At 49.4% G+C, this 14,994-nt stretch carries 11 protein-coding genes and 4 tRNA genes; 7 read left to right on the forward strand and 8 right to left on the reverse strand.

Features of this window, described 5'->3' with window-relative positions; genetic code table 11:
* Positions 1–26 precede the first annotated feature (26 nt).
* Complete coding sequence (locus tag R0134_RS05390) at positions 27–704, reverse strand: HAD-IA family hydrolase (RefSeq protein WP_319783808.1); 678 nt, start codon at positions 702–704, stop codon at positions 27–29.
* Entirely contained in the window at positions 694–1,479 is a 786-nt protein-coding gene (gene ubiG, locus R0134_RS05395; protein ID WP_319783809.1) for a bifunctional 2-polyprenyl-6-hydroxyphenol methylase/3-demethylubiquinol 3-O-methyltransferase UbiG, read from the reverse strand. The genes R0134_RS05390 and ubiG overlap by 11 nt, the downstream gene beginning before the upstream one ends.
* A gap of 259 nt (positions 1,480–1,738) precedes the next feature.
* On the opposite strand from ubiG, the gene gyrA reads away from it, so the two are divergent.
* From gyrA to aroA, 4 genes are all read left to right on the forward strand, one after another.
* Positions 1,739–4,576: a DNA topoisomerase (ATP-hydrolyzing) subunit A gene (gene gyrA / locus R0134_RS05400; protein ID WP_319783810.1), complete on the forward strand. Its 2,838-nt coding sequence runs from the start codon at positions 1,739–1,741 to the stop codon at positions 4,574–4,576.
* Positions 4,577–4,848: 272 nt separating this feature from the next.
* Positions 4,849–5,934 carry a 3-phosphoserine/phosphohydroxythreonine transaminase gene (gene serC, locus R0134_RS05405; protein ID WP_319783811.1) on the forward strand — a complete coding sequence of 362 codons (1,086 nt, stop codon included), beginning with the start codon at positions 4,849–4,851 and terminating at the stop codon, positions 5,932–5,934.
* Between the two features lie 136 nt (positions 5,935–6,070).
* On the forward strand, positions 6,071–7,180 hold the full coding sequence (hisC, locus tag R0134_RS05410; protein WP_319783812.1) for a histidinol-phosphate transaminase: 1,110 nt from the start codon (positions 6,071–6,073) through the stop codon (positions 7,178–7,180).
* Between the two features lie 146 nt (positions 7,181–7,326).
* Complete coding sequence (aroA, locus tag R0134_RS05415) at positions 7,327–8,607, forward strand: 3-phosphoshikimate 1-carboxyvinyltransferase (protein ID WP_319783813.1); 1,281 nt, start codon at positions 7,327–7,329, stop codon at positions 8,605–8,607.
* 98 nt (positions 8,608–8,705) lie between these two features.
* Here aroA and R0134_RS05420 read toward each other — a convergent pair whose 3' ends face one another.
* Positions 8,706–9,098 (reverse strand): MerR family transcriptional regulator, encoded by a 393-nt coding sequence (locus R0134_RS05420; protein WP_087034614.1) that lies wholly within the window; start codon positions 9,096–9,098, stop codon positions 8,706–8,708.
* A gap of 134 nt (positions 9,099–9,232) precedes the next feature.
* On the opposite strand from R0134_RS05420, the gene R0134_RS05425 reads away from it, so the two are divergent.
* Positions 9,233–9,727, forward strand: coding sequence for a hypothetical protein (locus tag R0134_RS05425; protein WP_319783814.1), 495 nt, complete (start codon positions 9,233–9,235; stop codon positions 9,725–9,727).
* A 9-nt stretch (positions 9,728–9,736) separates the two neighbouring features.
* Here the strand turns inward: R0134_RS05425 and R0134_RS05430 are convergent, their stop codons facing one another.
* The 5 genes from R0134_RS05430 to R0134_RS05450 form a co-directional block, all read right to left on the reverse strand.
* On the reverse strand, positions 9,737–11,551 hold the full coding sequence (locus R0134_RS05430) for an EAL domain-containing protein (RefSeq protein ID WP_319783815.1): 1,815 nt from the start codon (positions 11,549–11,551) through the stop codon (positions 9,737–9,739).
* 110 nt (positions 11,552–11,661) lie between these two features.
* Positions 11,662–11,737, reverse strand: a tRNA-Asn gene (locus R0134_RS05435).
* Between the two features lie 72 nt (positions 11,738–11,809).
* Positions 11,810–11,885: transfer RNA gene (locus R0134_RS05440), tRNA-Asn, on the reverse strand.
* Between the two features lie 40 nt (positions 11,886–11,925).
* Positions 11,926–12,001 (reverse strand) — tRNA-Asn (locus tag R0134_RS05445).
* Positions 12,002–12,041: 40 nt separating this feature from the next.
* Positions 12,042–12,117: transfer RNA gene (locus tag R0134_RS05450), tRNA-Asn, on the reverse strand.
* Between the two features lie 833 nt (positions 12,118–12,950).
* Between R0134_RS05450 and phbB the strand changes: the two genes are divergently transcribed.
* Both phbB and R0134_RS05460 read left to right on the forward strand, forming a co-directional pair.
* The gene (gene phbB / locus R0134_RS05455) at positions 12,951–13,703 is read left to right on the forward strand and encodes an acetoacetyl-CoA reductase (RefSeq protein ID WP_319783816.1); all 753 of its coding nucleotides are present in this window, start codon (positions 12,951–12,953) and stop codon (positions 13,701–13,703) included.
* A gap of 45 nt (positions 13,704–13,748) precedes the next feature.
* Positions 13,749–14,957 carry an acetyl-CoA C-acetyltransferase gene (locus R0134_RS05460; protein WP_319783817.1) on the forward strand — a complete coding sequence of 403 codons (1,209 nt, stop codon included), beginning with the start codon at positions 13,749–13,751 and terminating at the stop codon, positions 14,955–14,957.
* Positions 14,958–14,994 lie beyond the last annotated feature (37 nt).

Raw genomic sequence — 14,994 nt, forward strand, 5'->3', positions numbered from 1 at the left:
CGCTTTTTAGGAATTTGTTGCTTCTTTCAGCGCTTCACATCTACGGCATCTTTTAGCCAATTAAACAAGCTTAAAACGGTAGGGGTTTGATGATCCGCTTGCCAGTTATTGGGGTCTTCACCGGCCGAGATATAACCCCAAATAGCGGCGATGGTGGTCATGCCCGCGGCGCGCCCGGCTTCAATGTCGCGTTTATGATCACCTATATAGACGCACTGCTGGGGTGCCATCACTAATCGTTCGGCGGCAAACAGCAAGGGCGCAGGATGGGGTTTTTTAAAAACCAGCGTATCTGAGCTAACGGTAACGCGACAATTATCAAACAGGGGTAACTCGGCCAATAACGGTACAGTGAGCGCCGAGGGCTTATTGGTGACGATACCCCACGGAATATCATACCGATTGAGCCAATCGAGTAGCTCGGGCACGCCCTCATAAGGACGGGTGTGGTGGCACAAGTTTTGACCATAAAAGGCCAGCATTTGGCCGCGCAACACTTCAATGCCGTGTTGCTCGATTAAGGCTTCGTCAATGCCGGCTCTTAATAGCGCATAAGAGCCGTCTGAGGTGGTGCATTGCAGTACGTCATCTGACAAGGTCGGCAAGCCGAGGCTGGCGATCACATGGTTGGCCGCCGCGCCCATGTCGCCGGCGGTGTCGAGCAAGGTGCCGTCTAAATCAAACAGTACCCCTTTAATGCTCATCTTGGTCATCGCTTTTTTCTACCATACTGTCAGCGGCTTTATTCTCTAAGCGCTGTGTGTTCAAAACAGCGTCCGTAGCCACGGGCTTAACCGCATGCACCATGTAGTTGACGTCGGCATCACGACTTAACTTAAAGTCGCCACTGAGTGGGCGATAGACCACGCCTGAGATGTCTTTCACGATTAAGCCGGCGGCTTCTATATAGCGGCACAGCTCGGCAGGGGTAATAAACTTCTTATGATCGTGGGTGCCTTTGGGCACCATCTTAAAAATATGCTCGGCGGCGGCGATCATCATCAACCAGGCTTTAGGGTTGCGATTAATGGTGGAGAACACCAAAGTCGCGCCCGGTTTGGCCAAATCTGCACAGGCTTGCACCACTGAGGCTGGCGAGGGCACATGCTCCAGCATCTCCATGCAGGTGACCACGTCAAACTGTTCGGGCAGCTCAACCGCTAATTGCTCGGCGGTGCCTTGACGATAATTCACACTTACGCCCGTTTCCAGTGCATGCAAGCGCGCCACGGCCAAGGGCTCTTTGCCCATGTCCACACCCGTCACCTCTGCGCCGTCGCGGGCCATGCTTTCACTTAAAATGCCGCCACCACAGCCAATGTCGATAACCTGTTTACCAAATAAACCACCGGCGTTATCGGCAATCCAGCTTAAGCGCAGTGGGTTGAGTTGGTGTAGCGGTTTAAAGTCGCCGTCTAAGTCCCACCAGCGGGAAGCCATGGCATCAAATTTTTCAATTTCTTGTTGATCTACATTCATGGACGGCGCCTCTATTGCGAATGAAATAAAAAGTGAAATAAAAAGAGAAATGAAAATGCGAGCGGCCATTATAGTCAAGCAGATGCTCGCTACTAGACCCTAAGGCACTTTACTACGGCTAAGCTACCTACCCTCTCGACCCTAATGCGAATTCCTAGTGCGCTTGTGTGCGCCTTATATGCTCCCTGAGCATATTTGTATGGTAGAATGGCGCGTTATTTATTGCGATATCAACAATAAACTGGGGACAAGACTTGCTATGACCGATCTGGCCCGAGAAATCATGCCGATAAACATTGAGGATGAGCTAAAACGCTCCTACCTAGATTACGCCATGAGCGTAATCGTAGGGCGTGCGCTTCCCGATGTACGAGATGGTTTGAAGCCAGTGCACCGCCGCGTGCTGTTTGCCATGAACGAACTTGGCAACGACTGGAACAAAGCATACAAGAAATCGGCCCGTGTGGTGGGTGATGTAATAGGTAAATACCACCCACACGGAGACAGTGCCGTTTACGACACTATCGTGCGTATGGCACAGGAATTCTCTATGCGTTACACCTTGGTCGATGGCCAAGGCAACTTCGGTTCAGTAGACGGCGACTCCGCTGCTGCGATGCGTTATACCGAAATACGTATGGATAAGATCGCCCACGAATTACTGGCAGATCTGGATAAAGATACCGTTGACTGGGTGCCGAACTACGATGGCACCGAGATGATACCGGCAGTGATGCCGACTAAAGTGCCCAACCTGTTGGTGAACGGCTCCTCCGGCATCGCCGTGGGCATGGCCACCAATATTCCACCTCATAACTTAAATGAAGTAGTCGACGGTTGTTTGGCGCTGATCGAAAACGAACACATCACTATCGATCAATTGATTGAGCTGATCCCAGGTCCGGATTTTCCGACTGGCGGCATCATCAATGGTCGTTCAGGCATCATAGATGCCTATCGCACGGGCCGTGGCAAAATCTACGTGCGTGCGGTAGCAGAAGTGCAAACCGATGAAAAAACCGGTCGCGAAACCATTATCGTCTCCGAGCTGCCTTACCAGGTGAACAAAGCGCGTTTGATTGAAAAAATCGCCGACTTGGTAAAAGAAAAGCGCATCGAGGGTATTACTGCTCTGCGTGATGAGTCTGATAAAGACGGCATGCGCATCGTGATTGAAGTACGCCGTGGGGAAGTGGGCGAGGTTATTTTGAATAACCTGTATTCACAAACCCAGATGCAGAATGTGTTCGGCATCAACATGGTGGCACTGGATAACAATCAGCCGCGCATCTTTAACTTAAAAGATATGCTGGAGTGCTTTATCCAGCACAGACGCGAAGTGGTTACCCGCCGCACCGTGTTTGAATTGCGCAAAGCGCGAGATCGCGCTCATATTTTGGAAGGTCTGGCGATCGCCTTGGCGAACATTGACCCCATTATTGAGTTGATCCGTGCTTCCTCTACTGCGGCCGAAGCGAAAGCGGGCTTAATCAGCCAAGGCTGGCAGCTGGGGCACGTGGCCGCCATGCTTGAGCAAGCAGGTGACGATGCGGCGCGTCCTGAATGGTTAGATCCGGAGTTTGGTATTCGTGATGGTATTTATCACTTAACCGAGCAACAGGCCCAAGCGATTTTGGACTTGCGTCTGCACCGTTTAACCGGTCTTGAGCACGAAAAGATTCTGGAAGAATATAAAGGTCTGCTGCTGCTGATTGCTGAGCTGCTTTATATTTTGAACACCCCTGAGCGGTTGATGGAAGTGATCACCGAAGAGTTAGAACTGATCAAAGTGCAGTATGGCGATGCTCGTCGTACCGAGATCACCAACTCTAGCTCTGAGATCAATATCGAAGACTTGATCACACGTGAAGACGTAGTGGTCACCCTTTCTCATGAAGGGTATGTGAAGTATCAGCCGGTCACCGACTACGAGGCTCAGCGTCGTGGTGGACGCGGTAAGTCGGCCACGCGCATGAAAGATGAAGACTTTGTGGAGCGCTTGTTGGTAGCCAACACCCACGACACCATTTTGTGCTTCTCGACCGCAGGTAAGGTTTACTGGTTGAAGGTGTATCAGTTGCCAGAAGCCAGCCGTGCCGCACGCGGTCGTCCGATCGTTAATATGTTGCCATTAGGTGCTAACGAGCGGATCACCGCCATCTTGCCGGTGCAGGAATACTGTGACGATAAGTACGTGTTCTTTGCCACTGCCGATGGCACCGTGAAGAAGACCAGTCTGTCTGCGTTCCGTCGTCCGTTAGTCTCGGGTATTCGTGCCATTAATCTTCGCGATGGCGATGAGTTGATTGGCGTGGACATTACCGATGGCAGCAACGAGATCATGTTGTTCTCGGATGCGGGTAAGGTAGTACGCTTTGCCGAAGGCAGTGGCCATGATGAAGTTGAAGTCATGGCAGCCGAGGTGATTGATGGCGAGGTCGTTGAGCTGGAAGAGAGCGAAGCGGTTGAGCTGGTCGACGGCGAAGAAGCCGACGTTGACGCTGAAGAGACTGACGTTGCCGAAGCCGGTGACAGCAAGCCCTTTAAGGGCGTACGCCCCATGGGTCGTACTGCGGCTGGTGTGCGCGGTATTCGTTTAGGTGCCGGTGATAAAGTGGTGTCCTTGATTATTCCGCGCGGCGAAGGTCCGATCTTAACCGTGACCGCCAATGGTTACGGCAAGCGTACCGCGCTGGTGGAATACCCAACGCGCAGCCGTGGCACCATGGGCGTATTGTCCATTAAAGTGGGCGAGCGTAATGGTGCAGTAGTGGGCGCGATTCAGGTCGATGATACCCACGAGATTATGCTGATCACCAATGGCGGCATTTTAGTGCGCACCCGCGTATTAGAAGTGAGCCTTATTGGTCGTAACACCGCAGGCGTGCGTTTGATCCGCACCGGAGCAGACGAGCTAGTGGTGGGCCTACAGCGCATTGAAGAACCCGAAGAAGAAGAGTTGTTGGACGAAGCAGACACAGAAGGTGAAGTCGCTGATGCAACTGATGCAGATACGACTGAACAATCTGACGCTGACGACCAAGAGCAAGACGCTGCGGATGAAGACGATGCAGACGAAGAGCCTAAGCAAGAATAATCACTGATAATGATAACAAGGGGCCTATGTGGCCCCTTTTGTTTATCTAAAACGCAGTTTATATTTATTTAAAGGTGCTGCTTGGGGTATCTAAAGCAGCAATCAGTAAAATCTCTTTGACTTAAACGCCCAGCGGTGTAAAACGATCATATTAAGATGATGGTTCGCTATGATGATAATGCAGAGCTTGCAACCCTTGAGTTTCAAGGAGAACACTCTGCGCTCAATGGGCGTTTTTATTGAATATTAAGCAGACAGGATAACGCAGGGAAATGGCAAACATGGTTTATAACTTCAGTGCAGGTCCGGCTATGCTGCCGGTGGACGTGATGCAGCAGGCACAAGCTGAATTTCGTAATTTTAATGACTTAAGCGTGTCTGTGATGGAGCTGAGTCATCGCAGCAGTGATTTTATTGCGGTGGCCGCCGCGGCCGAGCAAGACTTGCGCGACTTAATGCAGATCCCAGACAGCTATAAGGTGCTGTTCTTGCAAGGCGGCGGCCGTGGCCAATTTGCCGCCGTGGCGATGAACCTGTTGGGAAAAAATGCCAAGGCTGACTATATCGTGACCGGTCAGTGGTCCAAATCTGCGGTAGAAGAAGCAGAAAAATTAGGCACGGTCCGCGTATTAGATGGTTTTGGTGACGTCGAACAAGGCTTGCGCCCACTGGCCAGCAGCTGGGATCTAGACCCCACCGCCGCTTATGTACATTACTGTCCGAACGAAACGGTAGACGGCATCGAATATCACTTCGTGCCAAAGACTGGTTCAGTGCCTTTGGTGGCGGATATGTCTTCTACTATTTTATCACGCCCGATAGATGTGACCCAATTTGGCCTGATTTATGCTGGCGCCCAGAAGAACATAGGGCCGTCTGGCTTGGCGGTAGTGATCGTTCGCGAAGACTTGTTGGACCAAGCTTTTGCCCATACGCCGGTGATCATGGACTATGCGGCCATGGCTAAAGCCGATTCTATGGTGAATACGCCGCCGACCTACGCCTGGTACTTAGCGGGCTTGGTATTCAAGTGGTTAAAGCGCCAAGGTGGCTTAACCGCCATGGGCGAGCGCAACAAAGCCAAAGCCGACTTGCTCTATAACTACGTGGATGCCAGCAATTTTTACGGCAACAACGTACACCCAGACGCGCGTTCTTGGATGAACATTCCGTTCCAACTCAAAGACGAAAGCTTAAATTCGGCCTTCTTGAAAGAAGCAGAAGCGGCCGGTTTACTGGCACTGCAAGGCCACCGTTTAGTGGGTGGCATGCGTGCCAGCGTTTACAACGCCATGCCCATCGAAGGCGTACAGGCGTTAGTCGACTTTATGAATAAGTTCGCCAAGCAACACGCTTAAAACAGCATATGTGAAGGGTAAAGAGTGAAGGGTAAAGAGGGCGACATAACCCCTAACCTGAAGGGTGGGGGTTATGGGTAATGCCTCACACCTCACCCTTTACTCTTCACCTTGATTTAAATTGTAAGGATCCCTTGTGAGTATAAATTATCTGGCCTTGGCGAATGCTGGGGTTGAAAAGTTGCACCCTTATCAGCCGGGTAAACCGGTGGAAGAGCTAGAGCGTGAGCTGGGCATTAGCAACAGCATTAAGCTGGCTTCCAATGAAAATCCGTTAGGCTTGGGGCCTAAGGCGCGGGCCGCCATTGAGCGGGCGCTGCCTGATTTGGCGCGTTATCCGGATGCCAATGGTTTTGCTTTAAAGTCTGCATTGGCGGAAAAACTGGCGGTGAATACCGACCAGTTGATCTTGGGCAATGGCTCCAATGAGCTGATCGACTTGGTGTATCACACCTTCGTCGCTGCAGGCCAACAAGTGGTCTATTCCCAGTACACCTTTATTGTCTACGCATTGGCCACGCAAGGTCACGGTGCCGAGGCCATAGTGGTGCCTGCGAAAGATTTAGGTCATGACTTAGATGCGATGGCGGCGGCGATTACTGAGCGCACTAAATTGGTATGCATCACTAACCCCAATAATCCGACCGGTACTTTCTTAACCAAAGCGGAATTAAACGCTTTTTTGGCTAAAGTGCCCAGCCAAGTGTTGGTGATATTAGATGAAGCCTATACCGAGTATGTAGCGGAAGATGAACGTCATCCGTCTATCGACTGGTTGGCGCAATATCCGAACTTGATCGTCTCGCGCACCTTCTCTAAAGCCTATGGATTAGCGGGTTTGCGGGTCGGTTATATGGTGGCGCACCCTGAATTAATCAGTGTGTTAAACCGAGTGCGTGAGCCCTTTAACTGCAACAGCTTAGCGCTGGCTGCCGCCGAAGCCGCCTTGGGTGATACTGAGTACTTGAGTGAGGCTGTAGGCTTAAATCAGCGAGAAATGGCACGCTATGAAGCCTTCTTTGAAAGCCAAGGCATTAGCTACGTAAAATCCCGCGCTAACTTTATTACCCTGGACCTTAAGCGTGATGCGACTCCTGTGTATGAAGCTTTGTTGCGCGAAGGCGTGATAGTGCGACCCATCGCCGGCTACGGCTTACCGACGTGCTTGCGCATCAGTATTGGACTTGCACAGGAAAATCAACGCTGCATAGAAGCGTTGGCTAAGGTGTTGAGTAACGGCGCTTAATGTCAGGTTTTTAATTAAAGCGCTGAATTAAAGTGCTTAGCTAAACCGGTGCGATGGCGCGCAGGGCCAGTAAGCTTGCCCTGCGCCACCCCTCCTGTTAACGTCTTCATAGCTCAGTTGTGTTTATTCTTACCTCTAGGAATCATATGGAAAGCCTTAAACTATCTCCCATTGCTCGGGTGGAGGGCACGGTTAATTTGCCCGGCTCTAAATCATTGTCAAACAGAGCTCTGTTGCTGGCGGCTCAAGCACAGGGTATTACGCACCTGACCAACCTGCTCGACAGTGATGACACGCGTTATATGCTAGATGCGCTTAGGACGCTGGGGGTGCAGTATGAATTGTCGGCTGATAAAACCGAATGTGTGGTGCATGGGTTAGGGCGCGCGTTTAGTGCTGTTGAGCCCATATCGCTGTTTTTAGGTAATGCGGGTACTGCCATGCGCCCCTTATGTGCGGCGCTTTGCTTGGGCACAGGCGAGTTTACCCTGACCGGTGAGCCTCGCATGTGGGAGCGACCTATCGGGCACTTGGTAGAAGCCTTGCGTGAAGCGGGTGCAGAAATTAGCTATTTAAAAACTGACGGTTATCCGCCGGTATTTATTAATGGCAAGGGCTTGTGGGGCGGCGATGTGCATATCGATGGCTCTGTTTCAAGCCAGTTTTTAACGGCGCTGTTAATGGCCGCTCCCATGGCCTCAGGCGATACCCGGGTGCACATTAAGGGTGAGCTGGTCTCTAAGCCCTATATCGACATTACCTTACATGCCATGAGTCAGTTTGGTGTCGAGCTTGAACATGACAATTACCAAACCTTTTATATCAAAGGCAATCAGACCTACGTCTCACCAGGGCAGTTCTTGGTAGAAGGGGATGCCTCGTCGGCTTCTTACTTTTTAGCCGCGGGTGCCATTAAAGGTAAAGTCCGGGTTACGGGCGTGGGCAGTAACAGCATTCAAGGTGATGTGAAGTTTGCGGATGTATTGGAAGCCATGGGTGCCAAGATCACTTGGGGCGATAACTTTATTGAAGCGGAAAATATCGGTCCACTGCGCGCGGTTGATATGGACATGAACCATATTCCCGATGCAGCCATGACGATTGCGACCACCGCCTTGTTTGCCACCGGTACCACGCGCATTAGCAACATTCATAACTGGCGGGTGAAAGAAACCGACCGTCTGTATGCAATGGCGACCGAGCTGAGAAAGTTAGGGGTAGAAGTCGAAGAGGGCGAAGATTACATAGTCGTAACACCGACGGCTGAGTTACAAGAGGCGGAGATTGCCACTTATAACGACCATCGCATAGCCATGTGCTTTTCGCTGGTGGCATTAAGCGATACCGCTGTGATCATCTTAGATCCTAAGTGCACAGCAAAAACCTTCCCTGATTACTTCGAACAGCTAGCCAGTATTAGCTGTTAACCAAATAGCGCCGAGCCCCAAGCGCCCGGCGCCCAGTTAAAAGAAAACACTGTTCTTTGTTTTCCTTGGTGCTGGGCGCCAGGCGCTTAATGCTATGTCTAATGATGCTTCATTTTTTCTAGCGTCTCACGAGCTTTAATTTCTGCCGCATCCAGTTCGGCCAGCACTTTAGCAATATCTGCTTGCTGCTGGCGTAAACTGGCGCGCTTCTCTGCGATCATGGCCACCATGGAATGCAGCTGGGGGCGAGATCTGTGCTCGGCGTCATATAGTTCAAATAATTCACGCATTTCGGCCAAACTAAAGCCTAGGCGTTTACCGCGTATGGTGAGGGCCAGTCTAAATTTATCTTTGTGGCTGTAAATGCGCGCATTGCCTTTGCGTCTTGGAGACAAAAGGCCAAGCTCTTCATAATGGCGCAAGGTACGAGGAGTAATTTCGAACTCATGAGCCAATTCAGAAATACTAAAGGTCACTTCCATATTGGGCATGACGAACTCCTTACTAACTAGCCAAATATCTTGAGGGCAGACCATACACCTATATCAGGGGGCTGTGAAGTCCGACTTTGACTCCTCAGCGAGATTACGCCAAGATGGTCATTACTGACAATAGGGGAATAAACGTGTTTATATTCAAGGTGCAGGGGGCGGATGGTGGCCAAGCTGAAATTCGCATACAAGCACTCGATTGGAGTGAGCAGGGCACTATTACTTTTAGCTGCGATACGGATAAACTGGCCGTGGTACTGCTGACTGATTGTCGCTCTGGTAAAGGATACTTTGATTTGCTGGCCGGCACTAAGCCGATGTACGTGGAGCAATGGTTAGAGTATTTACAAGAGGCCAAGCAGTTAAGCCAAGTTGAGGTCACTATTCATAGCCCACTGGAAGCAGGCTATGAAGAGATATGCGGGCTGGACTCGGAGCAAGTAAAAACGCTGCTTAACTTGGTGTATCAAGTAGGGGGCTTTAATCGCCTACAAATTATGCGCTATCTCAAACATCGTCATAGCTCAGCCACTATGTCGACTCATTATAACGCTGAAGAGCTCAAGCGTTACCGGCACTTAGGCCAATTGATTAATCAATTAATCCGTTTTAAGACGCCTACACCTTAATAACTGACCTCAAGACAGGGCCTTAAAGTGAGTAAAGTCACTGGGCTTCGCAATTAAGTAGCCCTGTACCCCATCGATATGCATGGACTCTAGCAATTGCTTTTGCTCCATGGTTTCCACCCCCTCCGCAATCACACGACAGCCTAAGCGCTGAGCTAAATCGATAATCATGCGTACAAACTGCTGAGTGGTGTGGTCTTGATGCAACAGTTTCACCAGTAAACCATCAAGTTTGACGTAGTCTGGCTTGATCTCTTGTAATAAACGAAACGAGCCATAACCATGACCAAAGCGGCTCACCGCATAGCGAGCGCCGGCACGACGGATCACCTCGAGTAAGCGCTTATTGACCTCAAGTTGATGCTGTAATACTTGCTCGTCTAACTCAAACACTAACTTTGAAGTAATATCGCGCTCTCGCAATAAAATGCGTTCTAACCAAATTAAAAATGAGCTTTGCTGCAAACTGGCGGGGGTGAGATTAATGGCCCAGCGTTGCCCCGTTAACGGTGACTGCTTAATTTGCGTCAAGATCACTTCAATGATTTTCTGCTCGAATTGCATCGACATATTCAGGCGCTGCAACATGGCGAACACTGTGCTGGCGGGATAAGTGCCGCCACTGGTATTGGGGAAGCGCGTATAAATCTCGTTATAACCCTGCATTTCCGACTTATAAATTTGCGCGGGCTGTACTTGCAATAACACTTGATTGTCATCCAGCATGCTTTGTAAACGCTGACGCCATTGGCTCTCACCCATAGACTCGTCTTCGTCTTGCTTAAGCAACATGCTCCAACTATTAGGCTCCTCGCCCTGTGCTTGTGCCAGCGCTAAATCGGCGCGTGTGAGTACATGCTCAGCGCTTTGCCCGGGCAATAATTGAGTAAAGCCAATGTAAGCGGCGCAAGTCAGCTCATGAATATGCTGATAATGATATAACTCTTGCTGCAACCTATCCCCAAGGCGGTGGGCTAAGGGCTCACATTGCCCTTTAAACAACACGGCGATGTCTGTGCCACTGATGCGATAACCGTGAGCGCCTATCTCTGGCTGAATGACCTTGCGCACGATCTTGACGATGTCTTGTAAGTACTGATCGCCGGCCTGAAAGCCTTGCTCGATATTAATGCTTTGCAGACTACTGGCGCGCACTATCATCAAAGTGGAACTGGCCAGATGATTGTCGTCGTTGAGCAGCAGCGCCAAGTCGCGGCGAAAGGCAAAACGGTTACCGAGCAGCGTTAGGCTGTCTTGAAAGCTTTGCTGTTGTGCCGCGTGTAATTCTCGCTTAAAAATACTAAGCTGCTGATCATAGTTTTGATGTAAGTTAACAATAGCGTTGGCAATGGGATGCTCGTGACGGAAGTTATTGGCTTCTGGGTCTAGCAGCATATTCTGCAAGTGAGCATGCTCAACGTTATAAATCTGACGCCAGCGACGATAGAGTGTGATAAAAATCAGTAGATTGGCCACTAGCAAGGGTAGGGTAACCCAAACCCATTGCTGATTAGCGGCCTTGGTATCAAGCCGATAAAATAGGAGCGTTTCACCTTGAGAGTATTGTTGGTTGGCACCTAATTGGCCAAACCACCAAGCGGGTGCGGGATCGGTTAAGGGCTGATCGCTTGTGGTATTAACTAATCCGGCCAGAGCGGCAGTTGCAGAATCAGAGCTTGAAGTGGCGGTTAATTGACTGCTGATAATTTGCGCTTGTTGCTGCAAGGCGGAGTAGCTGGCCCACCAAGGCACTAAGATGCTGAGTAACAGCATAATAAAACCAGATAGCAGTAAAGCCTGACCAAAGGGAGCTCGTTCCCGCATAGCCACAATCCTTGTTAAAACGGGGTATATAAAGAGGTGATGAGTATAACTGAGACAGTGTTACATAAAACGAAAGGAGTGCTTTCTAGGACGTAGGATAAGATAGAAATTGGCTCCCCTTGCTGGACTTGAACCAGCGACATACGGATTAACAGTCCGGCGTTCTACCAACTGAACTAAAGGGGAAGAGGTTTACACTTAGTTTGCCTTGCTGTTTTTGTTACTAATTTTTACTACTAGTTTCTTCATTACTAAAATTGGCTCCCCTTGCTGGACTTGAACCAGCGACATACGGATTAACAGTCCGGCGTTCTACCAACTGAACTAAAGGGGAACAGGTAAACTTTTTATTACTGTTTTCTTACTACTAAAATTGGCTCCCCTTGCTGGACTTGAACCAGCGACATACGGATTAACAGTCCGGCGTTCTACCAACTGAACTAAAGGGGAACAGGTAAACTTTTTATTACTGTTTTCTTACTACTAAAATTGGCTCCCCTTGCTGGACTTGAACCAGCGACATACGGATTAACAGTCCGGCGTTCTACCAACTGAACTAAAGGGGAATTGCATTGCTTGAATGCGAGCCGAATGTTAATGGCTACCCCGTTAGCTGTCAACACTCAAAGTCGCTTTGTCATTGAAATTAGTTTGTTTGCTGCAAGAGTAAGCAAAAGCCGCTGAAATCTGCAGCACTTGGCGAGTAGTGCGCCAATTTAACTGTGTGCTGATTGTTTATTGACCAGTCATTGGGGGGGACGTTAATGCTGCAAGCAGGGCATGGTAACCGAGTAGCCTTACTCTACAATTGCGATGATCTGCTGACACTTTCAATACTGTAAAGAGCAGGTGTGTTTGGGCGGCAGAAAACGTGAGCGTATTCCTGCTTACTATTAAACAGCCTCAATATAGCGCAAAAGGATGGCGAGCTTAATGGGTGAGCGTAATTATTTTATTTAGAGTGCTTACTCCAGTAAAAGATTAAAGGGATATCAGGGCAAAGGCAGATTAGTAAACTAATGGGCGTTGGTGTCATCTTTCTCTGTCATGTGAATGTAGTAAACACACCGTAAGATATAGGTTTAAATTTAACGGCTTGGTAGTCTGGTGATTCAAGTGAATATGAAAACTAACGGCATGCAATTTTATCACTGGGTACTGCGTTTTCCTTAATGAGATTAAGTACTTCTGTGGAGCGGCTTGGATGTAAATTTTGATTTGTTTTTTAAGTGCTGTTAAATAAATTTCATTTGTTATGAAAATAAGATTATAGTGTTCTGGTTACTGAGTGTGAATAGTTGACTTTCGGGTCTGGTATTAATAAAAACGCGCAGAAAAATAATAAACAGCTCAGTATGGAACTGAGCTTGTGCAGTAATCCCACACAAGGAGTGATTTAATGACGGATAAGAAAATTGTACTGGTTACCGGCGCCGCTGGCGGAATTGGTACAGAAGTATGTCGCATGTTCTTAACTAATGGCTACAAAGTAGTTGCGACTCACCGCCCAGGTAAAGAAAAAGAAGCACAGGCTAAACAATGGCTACAAGAAGAAAAACTGGACGGACAAGATATTCAATTATTAGCTCTGGATGTGAGTGATCATAGTGCCGTGAGTGAAGTGCTGGCCGAGAAGCTACGTGAGCTGGGTCGTATCGATGTATTGGTGAACAATGCGGGTATTACTCGTGACACCACCTTCAAGAAAATGACGTTGGACCAATGGCAGCAAGTCATGGATACCAACCTCAACAGCCTGTTCAGCGTAACACAGCCGGTATTTAACCAAATGTGTGAGCAAGGCTCTGGCCGCATTATCAATATCTCTTCAGTTAACGGCTTGAAAGGTCAATACGGTCAGGTGAACTACTCAGCGGCTAAAGCCGGCATGATTGGTTTTACTAAAGCCTTAGCGGCCGAAGGCGCGCGTTTTGGTGTGAGTGTAAACGCAGTTGCCCCAGGTTACACAGCGACACCAATGGTTACCGCTATCCGCGAAGACGTACTGGATTCTATCAAGGCGACTATCCCCCTTAAGCGCCTAGCAACCACGGAAGAAGTTGCTGGTGCGGTACTGTATCTGGCAGGTGAATACGGCGGTTACGTGACAGGCGAAACGCTGTCCGTGAACGGCGGCCTGTACATGCAATAAGCACTAAAATTCGGCTATTTATTATCAATGGAGTGAAAGTTATTTATGTCTGAACCTGTATATATTGTTGCTGCAAAGCGTACCCCGATTGGTAGTTTCTGTGGTGCATTAAGAACTGTTCCCGCCGCAGAGCTGGCCGGTATTGCGATTAAAGGTGCGTTGGCTCAAGCAGGCCTGGCACCTGAGCACGTTAATGAAGTGATTGTTGGCAACGTGATCAGTGCCGGTCAAGGCATGGGCATTGGTCGTCAAGCGGCACTGGCTGCGGGCATTCCCGTTGGTGTTCCAGCCTACAGCCTGAACATGGTGTGCGGCAGTGGTATGAAAACCTTAATGGACGCTTGTGCGCACATTAAAGCGGGCGATGCGGATATCGTGGTTGCTGCGGGTTGTGAAAACATGTCACAAATCCCTTTTATCGCTAAGGGTGATTTGCGTAACGGCCATAAAATGGGCGACATGGCCTTGAGTGATCTACTGATCAATGACGGCTTAACCGATGTGTTCAATAAGTACCACATGGGTGTGACCGCCGAGAACGTAGTTGCGCAAGAAAATATCAGCCGTGACGAGCAAGATGCCCTTGCAGCCGCGAGCCAAAACAAAGCGGTAGCCGCGATTAAAGCGGGTCATTTTAAAGATGAAATCGTGCCGGTAGAAGTTAAAACGCGTAAAGAAACCATTACCGTTGATACAGATGAATATCCGAAAGACGGCACCACTGTTGAGTCTTTAGGACGCTTGCGCCCTGCATTTAAAGCCGATGGTTCAGTAACAGCAGGCAATGCCTCTGGTATTAACGACGGCGGCAGTGCCATTATCGTGGCTAGCAAGTCAGCGGTTGAAAAGTATGGCTTAACTCCGCTCGCCGAAGTGGTTGGCTACGGTCAAGGTGGCATAGACCCTACCATTATGGGTCTGGGTCCAGTACCTGCTATCAAGCAAGCGTTATCACGCGCTAACTTGACGCTGGCACAAATGGAGCGCTTAGAGCTTAACGAAGCCTTTGCTGGCCAAGCTTTGGGTGTGGTAAGACAGTTATCCACTCAGCATGATATTGCCGAGCAGACGTTATTGGAAAAAACTAACGTCAACGGCGGCGCCATTGCTTTGGGTCACCCCTTGGGGGCGTCAGGTAACCGAATTTTGGTTACTTTGCTGCACGAATTGCAACGCAGCCAAACTGAGCTAGGCTTAGCGTCATTGTGTGTTGGCGGCGGCATGGGTACGGCTGTTATCCTCAAGCGAGTGTAATACACGCAGTTATTGGCTTCTTTAAGAAGGAAATAAA

The organism is Oceanisphaera sp. IT1-181, assembly GCF_033807535.1.
Lineage (GTDB): Bacteria > Pseudomonadota > Gammaproteobacteria > Enterobacterales > Aeromonadaceae > Oceanimonas.

Coding starts and splice junctions, on each gene's coding strand:
- R0134_RS05390 (WP_319783808.1), bottom strand. CDS start 704: ATGAGCATTAAAGGGGTACTGTTTGATTTAGACGGCACCTTGCTCGAC.
- ubiG (WP_319783809.1), bottom strand. CDS start 1,479: ATGAATGTAGATCAACAAGAAATTGAAAAATTTGATGCCATGGCTTCC.
- gyrA (WP_319783810.1), top strand. CDS start 1,739: ATGACCGATCTGGCCCGAGAAATCATGCCGATAAACATTGAGGATGAG.
- serC (WP_319783811.1), top strand. CDS start 4,849: ATGGCAAACATGGTTTATAACTTCAGTGCAGGTCCGGCTATGCTGCCG.
- aroA (WP_319783813.1), top strand. CDS start 7,327: ATGGAAAGCCTTAAACTATCTCCCATTGCTCGGGTGGAGGGCACGGTT.
- R0134_RS05420 (WP_087034614.1), bottom strand. CDS start 9,098: ATGCCCAATATGGAAGTGACCTTTAGTATTTCTGAATTGGCTCATGAG.
- R0134_RS05430 (WP_319783815.1), bottom strand. CDS start 11,551: ATGCGGGAACGAGCTCCCTTTGGTCAGGCTTTACTGCTATCTGGTTTT.
- phbB (WP_319783816.1), top strand. CDS start 12,951: ATGACGGATAAGAAAATTGTACTGGTTACCGGCGCCGCTGGCGGAATT.
- R0134_RS05460 (WP_319783817.1), top strand. CDS start 13,749: ATGTCTGAACCTGTATATATTGTTGCTGCAAAGCGTACCCCGATTGGT.